The 22104-nt window shown below is 53.9% G+C and carries 20 protein-coding genes, 1 tRNA gene, 3 rRNA genes and 1 pseudogene; 18 read left to right on the top strand and 7 right to left on the bottom strand.

Annotation, left to right across the window (positions count from 1 at the left end; translation table 11 throughout):
• Positions 1–23 precede the first annotated feature (23 nt).
• The 5 genes from rpoA to BJP61_RS03120 all read left to right on the top strand — a co-directional run bounded on the left by rpoA (position 24) and on the right by BJP61_RS03120 (position 2657).
• Entirely contained in the window at positions 24–1013 is a 990-nt protein-coding gene (gene rpoA, locus BJP61_RS03100; protein WP_004388623.1) for a DNA-directed RNA polymerase subunit alpha, read from the top strand.
• 40 nt (positions 1014–1053) lie between these two features.
• The gene (gene rplQ, locus BJP61_RS03105; protein ID WP_004388624.1) at positions 1054–1440 is read left to right on the top strand and encodes a 50S ribosomal protein L17; all 387 of its coding nucleotides are present in this window, start codon (positions 1054–1056) and stop codon (positions 1438–1440) included.
• Between the two features lie 110 nt (positions 1441–1550).
• Positions 1551–1916, top strand: coding sequence for a DUF1992 domain-containing protein (locus tag BJP61_RS03110; protein ID WP_075193695.1), 366 nt, complete (start codon positions 1551–1553; stop codon positions 1914–1916).
• 2 nt (positions 1917–1918) lie between these two features.
• Positions 1919–2344 (top strand): Zn(2+)-responsive transcriptional regulator, encoded by a 426-nt coding sequence (gene zntR, locus BJP61_RS03115; protein ID WP_038867217.1) that lies wholly within the window; start codon positions 1919–1921, stop codon positions 2342–2344.
• A 52-nt stretch (positions 2345–2396) separates the two neighbouring features.
• Positions 2397–2657, top strand: a complete 261-nt coding sequence (locus BJP61_RS03120) for an alternative ribosome-rescue factor A (RefSeq protein WP_038867218.1) — start codon at positions 2397–2399, stop codon at positions 2655–2657.
• Here the strand turns inward: BJP61_RS03120 and mscL are convergent.
• The 5 genes from mscL to def form a co-directional block, all read right to left on the bottom strand.
• Positions 2611–3015 carry a large-conductance mechanosensitive channel protein MscL gene (mscL, locus tag BJP61_RS03125; RefSeq protein WP_038867220.1) on the bottom strand — a complete coding sequence of 135 codons (405 nt, stop codon included), beginning with the start codon at positions 3013–3015 and terminating at the stop codon, positions 2611–2613. The genes BJP61_RS03120 and mscL overlap by 47 nt on opposite strands.
• Before the next feature lie 153 nt (positions 3016–3168).
• Positions 3169–4545, bottom strand: coding sequence for a Trk system potassium transporter TrkA (gene trkA / locus BJP61_RS03130; protein WP_038867224.1), 1377 nt, complete (start codon positions 4543–4545; stop codon positions 3169–3171).
• A 40-nt stretch (positions 4546–4585) separates the two neighbouring features.
• Positions 4586–5875 carry a 16S rRNA (cytosine(967)-C(5))-methyltransferase RsmB gene (rsmB, locus tag BJP61_RS03135; RefSeq protein ID WP_171999231.1) on the bottom strand — a complete coding sequence of 430 codons (1290 nt, stop codon included), beginning with the start codon at positions 5873–5875 and terminating at the stop codon, positions 4586–4588.
• A gap of 68 nt (positions 5876–5943) precedes the next feature.
• Positions 5944–6891 (bottom strand): methionyl-tRNA formyltransferase, encoded by a 948-nt coding sequence (fmt, locus tag BJP61_RS03140; protein ID WP_171997812.1) that lies wholly within the window; start codon positions 6889–6891, stop codon positions 5944–5946.
• 18 nt (positions 6892–6909) lie between these two features.
• Entirely contained in the window at positions 6910–7425 is a 516-nt protein-coding gene (gene def, locus BJP61_RS03145) for a peptide deformylase (protein ID WP_038867230.1), read from the bottom strand.
• Positions 7426–7554: 129 nt separating this feature from the next.
• Here def and dprA point away from each other — a divergent pair, with 129 nt between their 5' ends.
• From dprA to BJP61_RS03175, 6 genes are read left to right on the top strand one after another with little or no spacing between them, the layout of a single operon-like run.
• Positions 7555–8667, top strand: coding sequence for a DNA-protecting protein DprA (gene dprA / locus BJP61_RS03150; protein ID WP_171997813.1), 1113 nt, complete (start codon positions 7555–7557; stop codon positions 8665–8667).
• Entirely contained in the window at positions 8639–9112 is a 474-nt protein-coding gene (smg, locus tag BJP61_RS03155; protein WP_038867234.1) for a DUF494 family protein Smg, read from the top strand. Before dprA ends, smg begins: the two co-directional genes overlap by 29 nt.
• A gap of 23 nt (positions 9113–9135) precedes the next feature.
• Entirely contained in the window at positions 9136–9693 is a 558-nt protein-coding gene (locus BJP61_RS03160; protein WP_071603778.1) for a type I DNA topoisomerase, read from the top strand.
• Complete coding sequence (gene tsaC / locus BJP61_RS03165; protein WP_171997814.1) at positions 9683–10255, top strand: L-threonylcarbamoyladenylate synthase type 1 TsaC; 573 nt, start codon at positions 9683–9685, stop codon at positions 10253–10255. Before BJP61_RS03160 ends, tsaC begins: the two co-directional genes overlap by 11 nt.
• A 3-nt stretch (positions 10256–10258) precedes the next feature.
• Positions 10259–11077 carry a shikimate dehydrogenase gene (gene aroE, locus BJP61_RS03170; RefSeq protein ID WP_171997815.1) on the top strand — a complete coding sequence of 273 codons (819 nt, stop codon included), beginning with the start codon at positions 10259–10261 and terminating at the stop codon, positions 11075–11077.
• Positions 11074–11331, top strand: coding sequence for a DUF1488 domain-containing protein (locus BJP61_RS03175; RefSeq protein WP_075193688.1), 258 nt, complete (start codon positions 11074–11076; stop codon positions 11329–11331). The genes aroE and BJP61_RS03175 overlap by 4 nt, the downstream gene beginning before the upstream one ends.
• Here the strand turns inward: BJP61_RS03175 and BJP61_RS03180 are convergent.
• Entirely contained in the window at positions 11307–11861 is a 555-nt protein-coding gene (locus tag BJP61_RS03180; protein ID WP_038867252.1) for a gamma carbonic anhydrase family protein, read from the bottom strand. The genes BJP61_RS03175 and BJP61_RS03180 overlap by 25 nt on opposite strands.
• Positions 11862–12337: 476 nt before the next feature.
• Here BJP61_RS03180 and BJP61_RS03185 point away from each other — a divergent pair.
• From BJP61_RS03185 to rrf, 4 genes are all read left to right on the top strand, one after another.
• A 16S ribosomal RNA gene (locus tag BJP61_RS03185) occupies positions 12338–13880 on the top strand.
• Positions 13881–13958: 78 nt separating this feature from the next.
• Positions 13959–14034: transfer RNA gene (locus BJP61_RS03190), tRNA-Glu, on the top strand.
• A gap of 201 nt (positions 14035–14235) precedes the next feature.
• Positions 14236–17139, top strand: a 23S ribosomal RNA gene (locus BJP61_RS03195).
• Positions 17140–17231: 92 nt separating this feature from the next.
• Positions 17232–17347, top strand: a 5S ribosomal RNA gene (gene rrf / locus BJP61_RS03200).
• The 16S, 23S and 5S rRNA genes sit together here with 1 tRNA gene alongside, the layout of an rRNA operon.
• A gap of 122 nt (positions 17348–17469) precedes the next feature.
• On the opposite strand, the pseudogene BJP61_RS03205 reads toward rrf, so the two are convergent.
• Positions 17470–17691: pseudogene (locus tag BJP61_RS03205) on the bottom strand (hypothetical protein); the annotation flags it as partial.
• Between the two features lie 205 nt (positions 17692–17896).
• Here BJP61_RS03205 and metA point away from each other — a divergent pair.
• From metA to aceA, 3 genes are all read left to right on the top strand, one after another.
• A complete protein-coding gene (metA, locus tag BJP61_RS03210; RefSeq protein ID WP_038867261.1) occupies positions 17897–18826 on the top strand; it encodes a homoserine O-succinyltransferase in 930 nt (309 codons plus the stop codon).
• A 272-nt stretch (positions 18827–19098) separates the two neighbouring features.
• Positions 19099–20697, top strand: a complete 1599-nt coding sequence (gene aceB, locus BJP61_RS03215; protein ID WP_171997816.1) for a malate synthase A — start codon at positions 19099–19101, stop codon at positions 20695–20697.
• A gap of 31 nt (positions 20698–20728) precedes the next feature.
• Entirely contained in the window at positions 20729–22036 is a 1308-nt protein-coding gene (aceA, locus tag BJP61_RS03220) for an isocitrate lyase (RefSeq protein WP_038867264.1), read from the top strand.
• The last annotated feature ends 68 nt before the right edge of the window (positions 22037–22104 follow it).

Below are 22104 nucleotides of genomic sequence, written 5' to 3' on the forward strand. Positions count from 1 at the left end.
CTTAGTACCAAAGAGAGGACACAATGCAGGGTTCTGTGACAGAGTTTCTAAAACCGCGCCTGGTAGATATCGAGCAAGTGAGTTCGACGCACGCCAAGGTGACCCTTGAGCCTTTAGAGCGTGGCTTTGGCCATACTCTGGGTAACGCACTGCGCCGTATTCTGCTTTCATCGATGCCGGGTTGCGCGGTGACCGAGGTTGAGATTGATGGTGTACTGCACGAGTACAGCACCAAAGAAGGCGTTCAGGAAGATATCCTGGAGATCCTGCTCAACCTGAAAGGGCTGGCGGTGAGAGTTCAGGGTAAAGATGAAGTTGTACTTACTCTGAATAAATCTGGCATTGGCCCTGTAACCGCAGCCGACATCACCCATGACGGTGATGTCGAAATCGTCAAGCCGCAGCATGTGATCTGCCACCTGACCGATGAGAACGCATCTATTAGCATGCGCATCAAAGTTCAGCGCGGTCGTGGTTATGTGCCGGCGTCTGCCCGAATTCATTCGGAAGAAGATGAGCGCCCAATCGGCCGTCTGCTGGTCGACGCTTGCTACAGCCCTGTAGAACGTATTGCCTACAATGTTGAAGCAGCGCGTGTAGAACAGCGTACCGACCTGGACAAGCTGGTCATCGAAATGGAAACCAACGGCACAATCGATCCTGAAGAGGCGATTCGTCGTGCGGCGACCATCCTGGCAGAACAACTTGAAGCTTTCGTTGACTTACGTGATGTTCGTCAGCCGGAAGTGAAAGAAGAGAAACCAGAGTTCGATCCGATCCTGCTGCGCCCTGTTGACGATCTGGAATTGACTGTCCGCTCTGCTAACTGCCTTAAGGCAGAAGCTATCCACTACATCGGTGATCTGGTACAACGTACCGAGGTTGAGTTGCTGAAAACGCCGAACCTCGGTAAGAAATCTCTTACTGAGATTAAAGATGTGCTGGCTTCCCGTGGTCTGTCTCTGGGCATGCGCCTGGAAAACTGGCCGCCGGCAAGCATTGCAGATGAGTAACCGGATCACAGGTTAAGGTTTTACTGAGAAGGATAAGGTCATGCGCCATCGTAAGAGTGGTCGTCAACTGAACCGCAACAGCAGCCATCGCCAGGCAATGTTCCGCAACATGGCCGGCTCCCTGGTTCGTCATGAAATCATCAAGACGACCCTGCCGAAAGCGAAAGAGCTGCGTCGCGTAGTTGAGCCGCTGATTACTCTTGCCAAGACCGACAGCGTAGCTAATCGTCGTCTGGCATTCGCCCGTACTCGTGATAACGAGATCGTGGCAAAACTGTTTAACGAGCTGGGCCCGCGTTTCGCGAGCCGTGCCGGTGGTTACACTCGCATTCTGAAGTGTGGCTTCCGTGCTGGTGACAACGCTCCGATGGCATACATCGAGCTGGTTGATCGCGCCGAGCCGCAAGCAGAAGCAGCTGCAGAATAATTTGCAGTGTAGTGAAAAAACCCGCCTCGGCGGGTTTTTTTATACCTGTCGTTCTGGGGTTCTATCGCCTATTCTTCACTTCTGCTCTCATTCCCTTTAAGGAGTCTGCAATGTGGTTAATGGATCAGTGGGCCGAACGCCATATCCTTGAGGCCCAGCAAAAAGGTGAATTCGACAACCTACCTGGTTCTGGCGAGCCGCTGGTGCTTGACGACGATTCGCACCTCGCGCCTGAACTGCGTGTCGGCTATCGGTTGTTGAAAAATGCGGGCTTCCTTCCACCCGAGCTTGAGGCGCGCAAAGAAGCGTTACTGCTTAATGATCTCCTTAGTGAAATTAATCATCACCATCCTGATTACCAGACCGTTTGTAAAAGACTGGCTTTGCTAGAGCTTAAATTGAAGCAGGCAGGGCTTAGTACTGATTTTCTGCGCGGCAGCTACGCCAGCGCCCTCGCCAGCAAACTGGAGGAATAACGATGTATCGTATTGGAGAGCTTGCGCGCCTTGCAGGCGTAACGCCGGACACCGTGCGTTATTACGAGAAACAGCAAATGATGGAGCATGAAATCCGTACTGAAGGCGGCTTCCGACTCTATACTGACAACGATTTGCGACGTCTGCGCTTCATTCGCCATGCGCGTCAGTTAGGGTTTACCCTTGAGTCCATCAGAGAACTGCTATCGATTCGCATTGATCCGGAGCATCACACCTGCCAGGAGTCGAAAAGTATTGTTCAGGCGCGACTGCATGAAGTCGACAGCCGTATTCAGGAATTGCAGAACATGCGCGTTTCTTTGCAGAAGCTGAATGACGCCTGTTGCGGCACGGCGCACAGCAGCGTTTATTGCTCGATCCTGGAGACACTTGAGCAGGGCGCGAATGGAGAGACCGGGTCGCATTGATCTTTCACCTTCTCAGGCCTACACTTGCGTCGAATAAACTACAGGAGCAATGATGAGTCGCTATAAACATACCAAAGGGCAAATCCAGGATAACGCGATAGAAGCCCTGCTGCATGATCCTCTGTTTCGCCAGCGTGTTGAAAAAAACCTCAAAGGGAAAGGCAGCTACCAGCGTAAAGGAAAACATGGCAAGCGGAGTAACTGGGAGGCCAGTGGCAAACAAGCAAATCGCTTTTTTACCACTGGCCTTCTGCTTTTGCGGGCCTTTATGTGCGACGATTTTGCTCTTTCAGCAAATCGCGGATTTCAGTAAGTAAAACCTGTTCTTTGCTTGGACCCGGCGCTTCCTTTGGCTTTTTCTGGTGCAATTTATTAATGACCTTAATGGCCAGAAAAATAGCGAAAGCGACAATCACAAAATCAAACACGTTCTGAATGAAAACACCATAGTGCATGATGACGGCGGGCGTATCTCCGACAGCAGGTCGCAGCGTCAAAGCAAACTGTTTAAAATCGATTCCCCCAATTAACAAGCCCAGCGGTGGCATAATAATGTCGGCCACGAGTGAAGAAACAATCTTGCCAAATGCGGCACCAATAATGACACCCACTGCCAAATCCACCACGTTTCCGCGCATTGCGAATTCACGAAACTCTTTAAAAAAGCTCATTGTTCTACTCCCTGGATTTTAAAACCTAACTAAGTCTAACAAAGGAAATATGATTTTCCATTTTACCGCTTAAGAGAAAATTGCTTTTAATCCTTGAAGATCATGCGGATATATTCAGCGACAATAAAAAAGGCGGCCGCAGCCGCCTGAATTTTATAAAAAGAAGGGGCTTGGCTGGAAGAGTCGCTCGACATCGGTAACGTATTTTTTGTCGGTCAGGAACATAATCACATGATCCCCCTGCTCAATACGTAAATTGTCATTGGCGATCATGACATCATTACCGCGCACTACCGCACCGATAATGGTACCAGGCGGCAGCTTGATATCATCAATTACGCGTCCGACAACGCGGGATGTCGTCTCATCGCCATGCGCTACGGCTTCGATGGCTTCAGCCACGCCGCGACGCAGCGACGAGACGCTGACGATATCCGCTTTACGCACATGTCCAAGCAGCGCAGAAATCGTCGCCTGCTGAGGCGAAATAGCGATATCGATCACGCTGCCTTGCACCAGATCCACATAGGCACGGCGCTGAATCAGCACCATCACTTTTTTTGCGCCCATACGTTTGGCCAGCATTGCGGACATGATATTAGCTTCGTCATCATTAGTGACAGCAATAAAAAGATCCACCTGATCGATATGCTCTTCTGCAAGCAGCTCTTGATCCGATGCATCGCCATAAAATACGATCGTATGCTGCAGTTTCTCCGCGAGCTCTGCGGCGCGCTGTTGATCGCGCTCAATAAGCTTAACGCTGTAATCCTTTTCCAGCCGGCGCGCGAGGCCCGCGCCGATATTCCCACCGCCTACCAGCATAATGCGTTTATAAGGTTTTTCGAGCCGCTGAAGTTCGCTCATGACAGCGCGGATATGCTGTGACGCCGCGATAAAAAACACTTCATCACCCGCTTCCACAATAGTGGAACCCTGCGGCCTGATAGGTCTGTCGTGACGGAAAATAGCGGCCACACGTGTGTCAATATGCGGCATATGTTCGCGCATTGTCGAGAGCGCGTTACCGACCAGTGGACCGCCATAATAGGCTTTCACAACGGCGAGACTGACTTTACCTTCGGCGAAATTCACCACCTGCAAGGCGCCTGGATATTCAATAAGCCGGTAGATATTATCAATCACCAGTTGTTCCGGTGCGATCAGATGATCGATTGGCACCGCTTCAGGCGTAAACAAGCGTTCGGCATCACGCACATAATCTGGCGCGCGAATACGCGCGATACGATTAGGCGTATTAAACAGGGAATACGCGACCTGACAGGCGATCATGTTCGTCTCATCAGAGCTGGTGACCGCAACCAGCATATCAGCGTCGTCAGCGCCCGCCTCGCGCAGAACGCGCGGATGGGAGCCGTGCCCCTGCACGACGCGCAAATCAAACTTATCCTGAAGTATGCGCAGACGATCGCTGTTGGTATCGACAACGGTAATATCGTTGTTTTCGCCTACCAGGTTTTCCGCCAGCGTACCGCCGACCTGGCCGGCGCCCAGAATGATTATCTTCATCGTTTTGCTTCACCCATCCGGGGCCGCCTCGCGGGCCCGATCACTTTTTGATTAGCTTAGCGTAAAAGAAGCCGTCGCCTTCTGTCGCGCTGGGCAGATTCTGAATGCCGGGCATTTGTGGCGATCCGGTGCCATCAAGCTGTGCATCCCGCGTTCTTGCAAGAAATGCACGGATCTGCTCGCTGTTTTCTTCCGGCAAAATCGAGCAGGTAGCATACAGCAGCGTACCGCCTGGCTTCAGATGCGGCCAGATGGCGTCCAGAATTTCGGACTGCAATTGCGCCAGCTCGGCGATATCGGAATCACGACGCAGCCATTTGATATCCGGGTGGCGGCGCATTACGCCGGTTGCTGAGCAGGGGGCATCCAGCAGAATACGATCGAACTGCGTATCGCCGCACCATTGCGTCGGGAAACGGCCATCGCCCACTTTAACTTCTGCCTGCATATTAAGACGTTTCAGGTTGTCGTAGACTCGAGTGATACGCTGCGCGTCAACGTCCACCGCCATCACTCTGGCCTGCGGCGCGGCTTCGAGGATATGCGTAGTTTTTCCGCCAGGAGCCGCGCAGAGATCAAGAATGGTCTCGCCGTTTTGCGGCGCCAGAAGCTCGACGCACCCCTGCGCCGAGGCGTCCTGAACCGTGACCCAGCCCTCTTCGAAACCAGGAAGAGCGCTAACCGGCGCCGGGGCTTCAAGACGTACGGCGTCCGGATATCGCGGATGGGTATGGCCTGTCATCCCGTTTTCTTCCAGCAGCCTGAGCCACTCGTCACGGGAATGATGCTGACGATTAACGCGCAGCCACATCGGCGGACGCTCGTTATTGGCTTCTGCTATTGCCTGCCACTGCTGCGGATAAGCTGTCTGCAGGCGTTTTAAGATCCACAGCGGGTGTAGATAGCGTGCATCCTGCCCCGCGAATTCGGCCAGCAACTCCTCCTGCTGGCGCTGGAACTGGCGCAAAACGCCATTAATGAGGCCTTTAAACTGCATGCGCTTAATCGCCACCGCGCCTTCGACAGTTTCCGCCAGCGCGGCGTGTGGAGGAATGCGCGTATATAGCAGCTGGTAGAAACCCACCATTATCAGGTAGTGAATGGTGCGCTGCTTGCCGGTCATCGGACGTGACATCAGCTTATTGATAAGCCATTCCAACTGCGAGAACGTGCGAAGCACGCCGAAACAAAGCTCCTGAAGCAGGGCTTTATCTTTATCGGAGACTTTGTGCTGAAGGGGCGGCAGAACGGTACTAAGTGACTGGCCTTTTTCGACTACCTGTTCGATAGCCTGCGCCGCCATGCTGCGCAGATTAATGGATTTTTTCATAGCCACGGGCAGGTTAACCTGCGTTTAAAATAAAAAGGCCCGGAAAACCGGGCTGTTAATGCCGTCGCTCAGGCGAGAATATTGCCTGGCGTAAACCACTCCCGGCGGGAGTTTAAAAGATCCTGCGCTGACATCGGCTTTTTGCCCGCAGGCTGGAGATCTTCAAGGTTCAGTATGCCATCGGCTGTCGCAATCTGGATGCCCTGTTTACCGGCCTCAAGTACGGTGCCGGGCGCTGCTTTGCTCTGCTGATCCAACACTGACGCTTTCCAGACTTTAACGGGCTGGTCGTCAATCATGAAATAGCTGACGGGCCATGGATTAAACGCACGGATACAGCGTTCCAGTTGAACTGCGGAAAGCATCCAGTCGAGGCGTGCTTCTTCTTTACTGAGCTTTTCCGCATAAGTCGCTTTGGAATCATCCTGCTTCTCAGGAACCACTGCGCCGGATGCGAGATCGCTCAGGGTGGCGAGTAATCCCTGCGGGCCCAGTTGCGCGAGCTTGTCATACAGCGAGGCGCTGGTATCTTCTGCCGTAATCGGGCAGGTGAGCTTACGCAGCATATCACCCGTATCAAGCCCTTTGTCCATCTGCATGATAGTCACGCCGGTTTGCGTATCGCCCGCCCAGAGCGAACGCTGGATAGGCGCCGCACCGCGCCAGCGCGGCAGCAGCGAACCGTGGACGTTAATGCAGCCAAGACGTGGCATGGCAAGCACCGCTTCCGGAAGAATGAGTCCGTAGGCGACAACCACCATCACATCCGCATTCAGCGCAGCCACGAGCTCCTGATTTTCAACAGGGCGCAGAGACTTTGGCTGGAAAACCGGCAGACCGTTTTCCTCAGCCAGCACCTTCACAGGCCCAGCCATTAGCTTCTTACCGCGGCCTGCCGGGCGGTCTGGCTGAGTAAACACGCCGACAATCTCATGGGAAGAGGACAACAGCGCCTCAAGATGACGCGCTGCGAAATCCGGCGTACCGGCGAAAATAATGCGAAGTGACTCGGACACGTTATTCCCTGTCTTTATTTAACCTGCGGCTTTCGCCTTCATGCGATCCAGTTTTTCAACTTTCTGACGAATACGCTGACGCTTCATCGGCGACAGATAATCGATAAAGAGTTTACCGACCAGGTGATCCATTTCGTGCTGGATACAAATAGCCAGCAGGCCGTCAGCTTCCAGTTCGAAAGAGTTACCGTTGCGGTCGAGCGCGCGAATTTTTACTTTCTCGGCGCGCGGCACAAAAGCGCGCTGTTCCGGAATCGACAGGCAACCTTCTTCAATACCGGTCTCGCCGGATTGTTCCAGTAACTCCGGGTTGATAAGCACCAGACGCTCATCGCGGTTTTCAGAGACATCAATCACGATAATGCGCTGATGAATGTCCACCTGGGTCGCCGCGAGCCCAATACCTTCTTCGGCGTACATCGTGTCGAACATATCATCAACGATACGCTGAATATCTGCATTAACTTCTTTAACCGGTTCAGCGACGATGCGAAGCCGCTCGTCCGGAATATGTAATACCTGCAAAACTGACATAAGTTTCCAGAGCTGTATTCAAGAGTTGAAAGGATCTTATCCTCTATTCTAGACAAATCCCCTTTTGATTGACAGCATCAGCGACGAATCACAGGGATGAGAGAACGGCGTCTGGCGAGGGGTAGCGCAATGTCACCAACGGAGATTTGGTTACGCCTGATGGCGGTTTACAGCCTGAGCGGTGAAATAATGGTTCGGGCTTTTCAGCGTCTGCAAAATATGCAGGAGGATCCCGCTGACGCGTTGCGTCTGGCCGGTTTAAATGCGAAGCAGCGAACGCTATTTTTCAGTTATCCCGCCGCGAAGCTTGATGCGGCCCTGCGCTGGCTTGATATTCCAGGCCATCATCTGCTGACGGCGCTCTCTCCTGCGTACCCAGATTTTTTGCGCGCGTTCGAATGGTTTCCCGGTGCGCTGCTTGTGGCAGGCGACCCTGCTGCACTGGCCCGGCCGCAGCTGGCTGTCGTTGGTAGCCGCCATCATTCCTGGTATGGCGAACATTGGGGGAGCAAGCTCTGTTACGCGCTGGCGGAAAGCGGTCTGACGCTAACCAGCGGCCTTGCGCTGGGTATCGATGCCGTGGCGCATCGTAGTGCGCTACGCGCGCAAGGGACAACGGTCGCAGTACTGGGCAATGGTCTGGCGCAGATTTATCCCGCTCGGCACCGTAAACTGGCAGAAGAGATTATTACGCGGGGCGGCGCGGTCATTTCCGAATTCCCCTTTGAGGCACAGCCCCGGCCGGCCAATTTCCCCAGACGTAATCGCATCATCAGCGGGTTAAGCATTGGCGTGCTGGTGGTGGAGGCGGCATTACGCAGCGGTTCACTGGTCACCGCCCGGTGTGCGCTGGAGCAAGGGCGGGAGGTTTTCGCGCTTCCCGGCCCTGTCGGCAATCCTGGCTGCGAAGGGCCGCACTGGCTGATTCAGCAAGGCGCGATAGCCGTTACGCACCCTCAGGACATTATCGATTATTTACAAAACGAGCTGCCCTGGCTTAACGCGACGAATTATTCACCGGATCAAGAGGAAGGTGCATTGCCATTTCCCGGGCTGTTGGCTAACGTAGGAGATGAGGTTACACCTGTTGACGTCGTCGCTGAACGTGCCGGCCAACCTGTGCCATTGACGGTAGCCCAGCTACTCGAACTGGAGTTAGCAGGATGGATCGCAGCTGTACCCGGCGGCTATGTCCGAGTGAGGAGGGCAGGCCATGTTCGACGTACTAATGTATTTGTTTGAAACCTATATCCATAACGAAGCTGAGATGCGCGTTGACCAGGATAAGCTGACGCGGGACCTGACGGATGCGGGTTTTGATCAGGAAGATATTTTTAACGCGCTGTTATGGCTGGAGAAGCTGGCGGATTATCAGGAAGGGCTTTCCGCACCGATGCAACTGGCGTCGGATCCACTCTCAATGCGAATTTTCACCGCAGAAGAGTGTCAGCGGCTGGACGCCAGCTGTCGGGGGTTCCTGCTGTTTCTGGAACAAATTCAGGTGCTGAATCTCGAAACTCGTGAAATGGTCATTGAGCGCGTCATGGCGCTGGATACCGCTGAGTTTGATTTAGAAGATTTGAAATGGGTCATCCTGATGGTGCTTTTCAACATTCCCGGATGTGAAAATGCCTATCAACAAATGGAAGAACTGCTCTTTGAAGTGAATGACGGTATGCTGCACTGATATTTTCAGCGCAGTGGTGAATTATGGCAAGGTCAGCACTCTTTTCAGTGCCCAAACACGAGCCCTGCCCAAAATGCGGGGCTGAACTTCTTATTCGTTCCGGGAAACATGGTCCTTTCCTGGGATGTTCGCATTATCCTGAATGTGATTACGTCCGGCCGCTGAAAGGGCAGGCGGATGGTCATATTGTCAAAGTACTTGAAGGGCAGCAGTGTCCGACATGCGATGCGACCCTGGTGCTCCGGCAGGGGCGCTTCGGCATGTTCATCGGCTGTAGCCGCTACCCTGAATGTGAGCATACCGAGCAGATCGACAAGCCCGACGATACCGCGCTTGCCTGCCCGCAGTGCAGCACCGGTCATCTGGTGCAGCGGCGTTCACGCTTTGGCAAAACCTTTTATTCCTGCGATCGCTATCCGGAATGCCAGTTTGTTATTAATTTCAAACCGGTAGCCGGCGAGTGTCCGGAATGTCATTATCCCCTCCTTATAGAAAAGAAAACCGCACAGGGCGTAAAACGTTTTTGTGCCAGTAAACAATGTGGAAAGCCGGTAACGGCGGAATCAGATCGTGAAGAATAACCAGTCTGCGGACGCGATATCGCATATCGTCGACGTCCTTAAAAATGAAAATGTCATCGCTTACCCGACAGAAGCCGTTTTCGGCGTGGGGTGCGATCCGGATAGCGAAACCGCTGTAAAACGTCTGCTTGAACTTAAGCAGCGGCCCATGGAAAAAGGGCTCATCCTGATTGCGGCGAATTTCAAACAACTGGAGCCTTATATAGATGACAAGGCTCTGACGCCTGAACAGCGTGAAGCGGTGTTTGCCTGCTGGCCCGGGCCGGTAACGTTCGTCTTCCCGGCGAAACCGTCAACACCACGCTGGCTGACCGGCCGTTTTGATTCGCTGGCGGTGCGCGTGACCAATCACCCACAGGTTATTGCGCTGTGCGAAGCCTTCGGTAAGCCACTGGTATCTACCAGTGCAAATCTCTCCGGACTGGAGCCGTGCCGTACGGCGCAGGAAGTGCTGGCGCAGTTCGGCGACGATTTCCCTGTATTGCATGGCGCAACGGGGGGGCGACAAAATCCTTCCGAGATCCGTGATGCGCTCACAGGTGAACTTTTCCGACAAGGTTAATGCATGGAAACTTACGCCGTTTTTGGTAATCCTGTCGCACACAGCAAATCGCCGTTTATACATCAGCAATTTGCAGCACAGCTCAGGATTGAGCATCCCTACGGACGCGTACTGGCGCCGCTTGATTCGTTCCTGGAGACGCTGGAGGGCTTCTTCAGTGCCGGGGGAAAAGGCGCCAATGTTACGATGCCGTTCAAGGAACAGGCTTTTGCCCGTGCGGATGAATTGACGGAAAGGGCGGCCCTGGCTGGGGCGGTCAACACGCTGAAGCGGCTCGAAGACGGACGCTTACTGGGCGATAATACCGATGGTATCGGCTTGCTGAGCGATCTTGAGCGTCTCGGTATGATCAAACCGCGCTACCGTATCCTTCTTGTAGGAGCGGGGGGCGCAGCCAGAGGCGTATTGTTGCCGCTGCTTTCATTAGATTGCGCAGTGACAATAACCAACCGCACTTTTGCGCGTGCGCAGGTGCTGGCGGACCTGTTCAGCCATACCGGTAGTGTCAGCGCCGTTGCGCTCCAGGATCTGGACGGCCATGCATTCGATCTTATTATCAATGCCACCTCGAGTGGTGTTAGCGGTGAGATCCCGCCGCTCCCGGCTTCGCTGGTGAATGAGAAAACGGCGTGCTACGACATGTTCTACCAGAAAGGGCTGACTCCGTTCCTGTCCTGGTGCACAACGCAGGGCGCCACCCAGCTGGCGGATGGATTAGGTATGCTGGTGGGACAGGCGGCCCATGCGGTTCTGCTCTGGCATGGCGTACTGCCGGAAGTGGCGCCTGTCATTGAAAAGCTTAAAGAGGAGCTGGCGCAATGAATCAGGCGATTCAGTTCCCGGATCGTGAATACTGGGATGAGGAACAGCAAGCCGTTTGCTTTCCGGCGCTGGTGAATGGGCTGGTGTTAACCTGCGCTATCAATAAAACTGCCCTGGCGGCCCGCTTCTCCGCTGATACGCCGCAGGGGTGGTTAGCCGCGTTCCGCCAGCACCGATGGGATCTGGAAGAGGAAGCTGAGCAGCTTATCGCTGCCCAGCAAGAGGATGATCAGGGTTGGGTCTGGCTCTCCTGAGCCAGATACTCATCTTTCCACTTCACATAATTATTGGCGGAATAGCGCAGCCCTTCCCGCTCCGAGTCTTTTAAAGGACGAATCTGTTTTACCGGGCTGCCGAGATACAGGTAGCCGCTTTCCAGTCGTTTATTCTGTGGCACCAGGCTGCCGGCGCCTATCATCACGTCGTCTTCTATAATGGCGCCGTCGAGGACGATCGATCCCATACCAACCAGCACACGATTACCGATCGTGCAGCCGTGCAGCATAACTTTATGCCCAACGGTAACATCTTCGCCAATGCGCAGCGGATTACCTTCAGGGTTATAAGAAGACTTATGCGTGACGTGCAGTATGCTGCCATCCTGAATATTGGTGCGCGCGCCAATCGAGACATAGTTAACATCGCCACGGATAACCACCAGAGGCCAGACGCCAACATCATCAGCCATTCTCACATCGCCAATCACTACGCTTGAGCTATCCAGCATTACGCGCTGGCCGGTTTGGGGGAACGTATTTTTATAAGAACGCAATACAGAAGACATGATCGCCTCGGTTTCGTATCAATCGATATGAAGACTTTGGTTGGATTTAAGGCGCTGCGCAAGGGCAAATGCGTGTATTCGTTGAGCAGATCGAGCGGGATCGCAGCAATGCGCGTGAAAAAACGGCAGTTGAAAGAAAAGATCGAAAAAAGGGTTGTGCTGAAAACTGAGATCCCTATAATGCGCCTCCATCGAGACGGCAATGTGAAGCACTTCACGAAATAGCCGAAGCGATGAGAGAAAAATCCTGAAATTAAGGGTTGACTCTGAAAGAGGAAAGCGTAATATACGCCACCTCGCGACGGCAGGCTGAAGGCCGCGTCGCACCGCTCTTTAACAATTTATCAGACAATCTGTGTGGGCACTCGGGGCACTGATATCTTAACGTCTACGGACGATAAACGAATATCAAGTCTCAAGTGAACAACAGTTAATTCATTACGAACTAACAGTTTAATTCTTTGAGCATCAAACTTTAATTGAAGAGTTTGATCATGGCTCAGATTGAACGCTGGCGGCAGGCCTAACACATGCAAGTCGAACGGTAACAGGAAGCAGCTTGCTGCTTTGCTGACGAGTGGCGGACGGGTGAGTAATGTCTGGGAAACTGCCTGATGGAGGGGGATAACTACTGGAAACGGTAGCTAATACCGCATAACGTCGCAAGACCAAAGTGGGGGACCTTCGGGCCTCATGCCATCAGATGTGCCCAGATGGGATTAGCTAGTAGGTGGGGTAACGGCTCACCTAGGCGACGATCCCTAGCTGGTCTGAGAGGATGACCAGCCACACTGGAACTGAGACACGGTCCAGACTCCTACGGGAGGCAGCAGTGGGGAATATTGCACAATGGGCGCAAGCCTGATGCAGCCATGCCGCGTGTATGAAGAAGGCCTTCGGGTTGTAAAGTACTTTCAGCGAGGAGGAAGGGGTTAAGGTTAATAACCTTGGCCATTGACGTTACTCGCAGAAGAAGCACCGGCTAACTCCGTGCCAGCAGCCGCGGTAATACGGAGGGTGCAAGCGTTAATCGGAATTACTGGGCGTAAAGCGCACGCAGGCGGTCTGTCAAGTCGGATGTGAAATCCCCGGGCTCAACCTGGGAACTGCATCCGAAACTGGCAGGCTTGAGTCTCGTAGAGGGGGGTAGAATTCCAGGTGTAGCGGTGAAATGCGTAGAGATCTGGAGGAATACCGGTGGCGAAGGCGGCCCCCTGGACGAAGACTGACGCTCAGGTGCGAAAGCGTGGGGAGCAAACAGGATTAGATACCCTGGTAGTCCACGCCGTAAACGATGTCGACTTGGAGGTTGTGCCCTTGAGGCGTGGCTTCCGGAGCTAACGCGTTAAGTCGACCGCCTGGGGAGTACGGCCGCAAGGTTAAAACTCAAATGAATTGACGGGGGCCCGCACAAGCGGTGGAGCATGTGGTTTAATTCGATGCAACGCGAAGAACCTTACCTGGTCTTGACATCCAGAGAATCCTGCAGAGATGCGGGAGTGCCTTCGGGAGCTCTGAGACAGGTGCTGCATGGCTGTCGTCAGCTCGTGTTGTGAAATGTTGGGTTAAGTCCCGCAACGAGCGCAACCCTTATCCTTTGTTGCCAGCACGTGATGGTGGGAACTCAAAGGAGACTGCCGGTGATAAACCGGAGGAAGGTGGGGATGACGTCAAGTCATCATGGCCCTTACGACCAGGGCTACACACGTGCTACAATGGCGCATACAAAGAGAAGCGACCTCGCGAGAGCAAGCGGACCTCATAAAGTGCGTCGTAGTCCGGATTGGAGTCTGCAACTCGACTCCATGAAGTCGGAATCGCTAGTAATCGTGGATCAGAATGCCACGGTGAATACGTTCCCGGGCCTTGTACACACCGCCCGTCACACCATGGGAGTGGGTTGCAAAAGAAGTAGGTAGCTTAACCTTCGGGAGGGCGCTTACCACTTTGTGATTCATGACTGGGGTGAAGTCGTAACAAGGTAACCGTAGGGGAACCTGCGGTTGGATCACCTCCTTACCTGCAAGATACAACCTCGCGTGCTCACACAGATTGTCTGATAGAAAGTAAAGAAGCAGGGTTGTCTGCGAAAGCGAAGTCCCTTTCGTCTAGAGGCCCAGGACACCGCCCTTTCACGGCGGTAACAGGGGTTCGAATCCCCTAAGGGACGCCACCTGCTGGTAATGAGTGAAAGGCGTTACCGATTAATATCTCAAAAATGACTGTTAAGTCACGTTTGAGATATTTGCTCTTTAACAATCCGGAACAAGCTGAAAATTGAAACAGACACGCTGCTGCATTCTTCCGTAATAAGGAATGCGCGGTGTGTCAGAGTCTCTCAAACTCGCAGCACGAAGACTTCTTCGGGTTGTGAGGTTAAGCGAACAAGCGTACACGGTGGATGCCCTGGCAGTCAGAGGCGATGAAGGACGTGCTAATCTGCGAAAAGCGCCGGTAAGGTGATATGAACCGTTATAACCGGCGATGTCCGAATGGGGAAACCCAGTGCAATTCGTTGCACTATCTCAGCATGAATACATAGTGCTGTGAGGCGAACCGGGGGAACTGAAACATCTAAGTACCCCGAGGAAAAGAAATCAACCGAGATTCCCCCAGTAGCGGCGAGCGAACGGGGAACAGCCCAGAGCCTGAATCAGCTTGTGTGTCAGTGGAACGGTCTGGAAAGGCCGGCGATACAGGGTGACAGCCCCGTACACGAAGGCACACAGGCTGTGAGCTCGATGAGTAGGGCGGGACACGTGATATCCTGTCTGAAGATGGGGGGACCATCCTCCAAGGCTAAATACTCCTGACTGACCGATAGTGAACCAGTACCGTGAGGGAAAGGCGAAAAGAACCCCGGCGAGGGGAGTGAAACAGAACCTGAAACCGTGTACGTACAAGCAGTGGGAGCCTTCGTAAGAGGGTGACTGCGTACCTTTTGTATAATGGGTCAGCGACTTATATTCTGTAGCAAGGTTAACCGTATAGGGGAGCCGAAGGGAAACCGAGTCTTAATTGGGCGTTAAGTTGCAGGGTATAGACCCGAAACCCGGTGATCTAGCCATGGGCAGGTTGAAGGTTGGGTAACACTAACTGGAGGACCGAACCGACTAATGTTGAAAAATTAGCGGATGACCTGTGGCTGGGGGTGAAAGGCCAATCAAACCGGGAGATAGCTGGTTCTCCCCGAAAGCTATTTAGGTAGCGCCTCGTGAACTCATCTTCGGGGGTAGAGCACTGTTTCGGCTAGGGGGCCATCCCGGCTTACCAACCCGATGCAAACTGCGAATACCGAAGAATGTTATCACGGGAGACACACGGCGGGTGCTAACGTCCGTCGTGAAGAGGGAAACAACCCAGACCGCCAGCTAAGGTCCCAAAGTCATGGTTAAGTGGGAAACGATGTGGGAAGGCCCAGACAGCCAGGATGTTGGCTTAGAAGCAGCCATCATTTAAAGAAAGCGTAATAGCTCACTGGTCGAGTCGGCCTGCGCGGAAGATGTAACGGGGCTAAACCATGCACCGAAGCTGCGGCAGCGACACTGTGTGTTGTTGGGTAGGGGAGCGTTCTGTAAGCCTGTGAAGGTGTGCTGTGAGGCATGCTGGAGGTATCAGAAGTGCGAATGCTGACATAAGTAACGATAAAGCGGGTGAAAAGCCCGCTCGCCGGAAGACCAAGGGTTCCTGTCCAACGTTAATCGGGGCAGGGTGAGTCGACCCCTAAGGCGAGGCCGAAAGGCGTAGTCGATGGGAAACAGGTTAATATTCCTGTACTTGGTGTTACTGCGAAGGGGGGACGGAGAAGGCTATGTTGGCCGGGCGACGGTTGTCCCGGTTTAAGCGTGTAGGTGTGATGACCAGGCAAATCCGGTTATCTTTAACACTGAGGCGTGATGACGAGGCACTACGGTGCTGAAGCAATAAATGCCCTGCTTCCAGGAAAAGCCTCTAAGCATCAGGTAACACGAAATCGTACCCCAAACCGACACAGGTGGTCAGGTAGAGAATACCAAGGCGCTTGAGAGAACTCGGGTGAAGGAACTAGGCAAAATGGTGCCGTAACTTCGGGAGAAGGCACGCTGACATGTAGGTGAAGCCCCTGCGGGTGGAGCTGAAGTCAGTCGAAGATACCAGCTGGCTGCAACTGTTTATTAAAAACACAGCACTGTGCAAACACGAAAGTGGACGTATACGGTGTGACGCCTGCCCGGTGCCGGAAGGTTAATTGATGGGGTTATCGCAAGAGAAGCTCCTGATCGAAGCCCCGGTAAACGGCGGCCGTAACTATAACGGTCCTAAGGTAGCGAAATTCCTTGTCGGGTAAGTTCCGACCTGCACGAATGGCGTAATGATGGCCAGGCTGTCTCCACCCGAGACTCAGTGAAATTGAACTCGCTGTGAAGATGCAGTGTACCCGCGGCAAGACGGAAAGACCCCGTGAACCTTTACTACAGCTTGACACTGAACATTGAGCCTTGATGTGTAGGATAGGTGGGAGGCTTTGAAGCGTGGACGCCAGTCTGCGTGGAGCCAACCTTGAAATACCACCCTTTAATGTTTGATGTTCTAACCTGGCGCCATAATCTGGCGTGGGGACAGTGTCTGGTGGGTAGTTTGACTGGGGCGGTCTCCTCCCAAAGTGTAACGGAGGAGCACGAAGGTCAGCTAATCCTGGTCGGACATCAGGAGGTTAGTGCAATGGCATAAGCTGGCTTGACTGCGAGAGTGACGGCTCGAGCAGGTGCGAAAGCAGGTCATAGTGATCCGGTGGTTCTGTATGGAAGGGCCATCGCTCAACGGATAAAAGGTACTCCGGGGATAACAGGCTGATACCGCCCAAGAGTTCATATCGACGGCGGTGTTTGGCACCTCGATGTCGGCTCATCACATCCTGGGGCTGAAGTAGGTCCCAAGGGTATGGCTGTTCGCCATTTAAAGTGGTACGCGAGCTGGGTTTAGAACGTCGTGAGACAGTTCGGTCCCTATCTGCCGTGGGCGCTGGAGAATTGAGGGGGGCTGCTCCCAGTACGAGAGGACCGGAGTGGACGCATCACTGGTGTTCGGGTTGTCATGCCAATGGCACTGCCCGGTAGCTAAATGCGGAAGAGATAAGTGCTGAAAGCATCTAAGCACGAAACTTGCCCCGAGATGAGTTCTCCCTGAGACTTTAAGTCTCCTGAAGGAACGTTGAAGACGACGACGTTGATAGGCCGGGTGTGTAAGCGCAGCGATGCGTTGAGCTAACCGGTACTAATGAACCGTGAGGCTTAACCTTACAACGCCAAAGAAGTCTGGCGTGTTGAGAGAGAGATTCAGCTTGTGACGGATAAACGTTCATGGCGGTATGCGGTGAACGGACAGAATTTGCCTGGCGGCTGTAGCGCGGTGGTCCCACCTGACCCCATGCCGAACTCAGAAGTGAAACGCCGTAGCGCCGATGGTAGTGTGGGGCCTCCCCATGCGAGAGTAGGGAACTGCCAGGCATCAAATAAACAGAAAAGCCTCATGCGAAAGCATGGGGCTTTTTTGTTTTCCCCCGCCAGCACTCCGCACCACTTCCGTAACCGGTAGGCGCTTTCATGCTGCCGCGCCCTGCTTTTCGTACTTAGCTGATTATTAAAAAATCCCGTTCAGGCAAGCCCGGTAAAAGAGTTCTTATCAGTGAATAACCAGAGAGAAACGCGCGGGCACGTTCTGAACGCGGGCTGAAAAAGTGCTTCTGTGGCGGCGCCGCTTCCACAATCTCGCCGCGATCCATAAAGCTAACCCGGTCGGCAACCGTTCGCGCAAACCCGATTTCGTGCGTCACGCACAGCCGGACCATGCCGCATCTCCCTGTCACCTCTTATGACACATCCCGCCATCCTCTGTCCCCCATACCAGCCCACTTTCCTGACTGAAGATCCCCGCATTCACCCTTCCCGTGAAACATTTTCACCTTATGCTGGTACGCTCGACATTCACGCTATTTCTGGTTATTGTTGGCTGTCTGGATGTCTAAACGTATAAACGTGTGTTGTGAGGTAAAGGTTATGCCGATTCGGGTGCCTGATGAGTTACCAGCCGTAAACTTTCTGCGTCAGGAAAATGTCTTCGTGATGACAACATCACGCGCCAGCGTTCAGGAGATCCGTCCGCTTAAGGTGCTGATCCTGAATCTGATGCCCAAGAAAATCGAAACGGAAAATCAGTTCCTGCGGCTCCTGTCTAACTCACCTTTGCAGGTCGATATCCGCTTGCTGCGTATCGACAGCCGTGAATCGCGCAATACGCCTGCGGAGCATCTCAATAACTTCTACTGCAACTTCGACGATATCTGTAATGAGAACTATGACGGCTTAATCGTCACTGGCGCCCCGCTGGGCCTGGTGGAGTTCAATGATGTCGCTTACTGGCCGCAAATCAAGCAGGTGCTTGAGTGGGCGAAAGAGCACGTCACCTCGACGCTTTTTGTCTGTTGGGCTGTGCAGGCTGCACTGAATATCCTGTATGGCATTCCTAAACAGACGCGACAAGAGAAAATCTCCGGGGTCTATGAGCATCACATCACGCAGCCACACGCGTTGCTGACTAAAGGTTTTGACGACTCTTTCCTGGCGCCGCATTCACGCTATGCCGATTTCCCGGCAGCGTTGATCCGCGATTATACCGACCTTGATATTCTTGCCGAATCAGAAGAGGGCGATGCTTACCTGTTTGCCAGTAAGGATAAGCGTATCGCGTTTGTCACCGGCCATCCGGAATATGACGCTTTGACGCTCGCAGGCGAATATTTTCGCGATGTTGAAGCAGGTCTTGCGCCACGCGTCCCCTACAACTACTTCCCGAATGACGATCCCACCAGGACGCCGCGCGCGACCTGGCGGAGCCATGGCAACCTGCTTTTCACCAACTGGCTCAACTATTACGTGTACCAGATCACTCCATACGATCTGCGCCATATGAACCCTACGCTCGAATAAAATTCCACGCACAAGATCCTTAAGCGTTTCAGCACGCTTCAGAAGGCACCCTCGGGTGCCTTTTTTGTTTTTGAAAATCAATTCACTCTCCGCTTTCCCTTTATTTTATTCAAATTCAAAAGGTTGCATCTATTAAATGATAAAAATGGAAATTGTTTTTGATTTTGAAATTATATTGAGTAGTCTTAATGGTACTGTACGAAATCTGAACGTAAGAGATCGCGTACGGCAGCAATGAGGAATCTTTTGGATCAAAACCGAGGAGCGCTGCTATGAATCAACAGGTCATTACCGCAGAACTGGCTTTTAGTCAGCCATTTGGCGAACAGGAACGACAGATCCTGACGCCCGAAGCCGTCGAGTTTCTTACTGAACTGGTGGCCCGTTTTACGCCGCAGCGCAACAGCCTGCTCGCGGCGCGCCAGCAGGTGCAGCAGGATATTGACAGCGGGAAGCTGCCAGACTTTCTTTCGGAAACGGCTTCCATAAGAAATGGGGAATGGAAAATCCGCGGTATTCCTGACGATCTCCTCGACAGGCGCGTCGAGATAACAGGCCCGGTCGATCGCAAAATGGTAATCAACGCGCTCAACGCGAACGTCAAAGTTTTTATGGCAGATTTCGAGGATTCACTGGCCCCCGCATGGAGCAAAGTGATCGAGGGGCAGATAAACCTGCGCGATGCGATAAAAGGCACCATCACCTGGACCAACGAAGCGGGTAAAATTTATCAGCTCAAGCCCGACCCGGCCGTTCTGGTTTGCCGTGTGCGCGGCCTGCATCTGCCCGAAAAACACGTTACCTGGCGCGACGAGCCCATTCCTGGCAGCCTGTTTGATTTCGCGCTCTACTTCTTCCATAACCATAAAAATCTGCTGGCCAAGGGCAGCGGCCCTTACTTCTACCTGCCGAAAACCCAGTCCTGGCGCGAGGCCGCCTGGTGGAGCGACGTGTTCAGCTATGCGGAAGACAGGTTCAGCCTGCCGCGCGGCACCATTAAAGCCACCTTGCTTATCGAGACGCTGCCCGCCGTTTTCCAGATGGATGAAATCCTGCACGCGCTGCGTGATCATATCGTCGGGCTAAACTGTGGCCGCTGGGATTACATCTTTAGCTACATAAAAACCCTTAAAAATCATCCGGATCGCGTCCTGCCGGACAGACAATCCGTGACGATGGATAAACCTTTCCTGAACGCCTACTCCCGTCTGCTGATTAAAACCTGCCATCGCCGCGGCGCCTTCGCGATGGGCGGCATGGCGGCATTCATTCCCAGTAAAGAGAGCGAGCGCAACACCTGGGTGCTCAACAAAGTGAAAGCCGATAAAGAGCTTGAAGCCGCTAACGGTCATGACGGCACCTGGATTGCCCATCCGGGCCTCGGCGATACGGTGATGGCCGTGTTCGACCGCGCGCTCGGCGAGCATAAAAACCAGCTCCATGTGCTGCGCGACGATGATGCGCCCATTACCGCAGAACAACTCCTTGAGCCGTGCCCCGGCGAGCGCACTGAAGAGGGCATGCGCGCCAATATCCGCGTGGCGGTGCAATACATTGAAGCCTGGATCTCCGGCAACGGCTGCGTGCCGATTTATGGCCTGATGGAAGATGCCGCGACGGCGGAGATCTCGCGCACCTCCATCTGGCAGTGGATCCATCATCAGAAAACGCTCAGCAACGGCAAACAGGTGACCAAAGACCTGTTCCGCCAGATGCTTGCTGAAGAGATGCGCGTGATTCAGGAGGAGCTTGGCGAGCAGCGCTACAGCCATGGCCGCTTTGACGAGGCCGCTCAACTGATGGAGCAAATCACCACCTCTGATGAACTGATCGACTTCCTGACGCTGCCCGGCTATCGCCTGCTGGCCTGATCCTACACCACAACAAAATGGAGCATCTGCCATGACGACAACACGTACCCAACAAATTCAGCAGTTAGAGCAGGAATGGACACACCCGCGCTGGGAAGGCATTCGCCGTCCCTATAGCGCGCAGGACGTGGTGAAATTACGCGGGTCGGTTAACCCGGAATGTACGCTGGCGAAGCTCGGCGCTGCCCGGATGTGGCGCCTGCTGCACGGCGAGTCGAAAAAAGGTTACGTCAACAGCCTCGGCGCGCTGACCGGCGGCCAGGCGCTGCAACAGGCGAAGGCAGGGATTGAGGCGGTTTATCTTTCCGGCTGGCAGGTGGCGGCGGACGCTAACCTCGCGGCCAGCATGTATCCGGATCAATCCCTCTATCCGGCCAACTCCGTGCCAGCGGTCGTTGAGCGGATCAACAATACGTTTCGTCGCGCCGATCAGATCCAGTGGGCGGCGGGCATTGAGCCGGGCGATCCGCGCTATGTCGACTATTTCCTGCCGATCGTGGCCGATGCCGAGGCGGGGTTTGGCGGCGTGCTTAATGCGTTCGAACTCATGAAAGCGATGATTGAAGCCGGGGCGGCGGCGGTGCATTTTGAAGATCAGCTCGCCTCGGTGAAAAAGTGCGGTCATATGGGCGGTAAAGTGCTGGTGCCGACGCAGGAGGCCATCCAGAAGCTGGTGGCAGCACGACTGGCGGCGGATGTCATGGGCGTGCCGACACTGCTGATTGCGCGCACCGACGCCGACGCGGCAGATCTGATCACCTCCGACTGCGATCCTTATGACAGTGAATTTATTACCGGCGAGCGCACCAGCGAAGGCTTCTTCCGCACACGTGCGGGCGTTGAGCAGGCCATCAGCCGCGGGCTCGCCTATGCGCCTTATGCGGATCTGGTATGGTGTGAAACCTCTACGCCGGACCTCGACCAGGCACGCCGCTTCGCCGAAGCTATCCACGCGCGTTTCCCCGGCAAGCTGCTGGCATATAACTGCTCGCCGTCATTCAACTGGAAGAAAAAACTCGATGACAAAACCATCGCGTCTTTCCAGGAGGAGCTGTCGGCGATGGGTTACAAATACCAGTTCATCACGCTCGCAGGCATCCACAGCATGTGGTTCAACATGTTTGATCTCGCCCATGCCTACGCGCAGGGCGAAGGGATGAAGCATTACGTCGAGAAAGTGCAGCAGCCTGAGTTTGCCGCAGGCAAAGAGGGCTATACCTTCGTCTCGCACCAGCAGGAAGTGGGCACCGGCTATTTCGACAACGTGACGACCATTATTCAGGGCGGCGCGTCGTCCGTCACGGCGCTGACGGGCTCGACGGAAGAAGCGCAGTTCTGACGGCGTTATGGCGGGTGGCGTTAAGCTTACCCGCCCTACGTTTGTCGGTAAGGCGTTATCGCCATGAA

Source organism: Cronobacter sp. JZ38, assembly GCF_008932145.1.
Lineage (GTDB): Bacteria > Pseudomonadota > Gammaproteobacteria > Enterobacterales > Enterobacteriaceae > Cronobacter > Cronobacter muytjensii.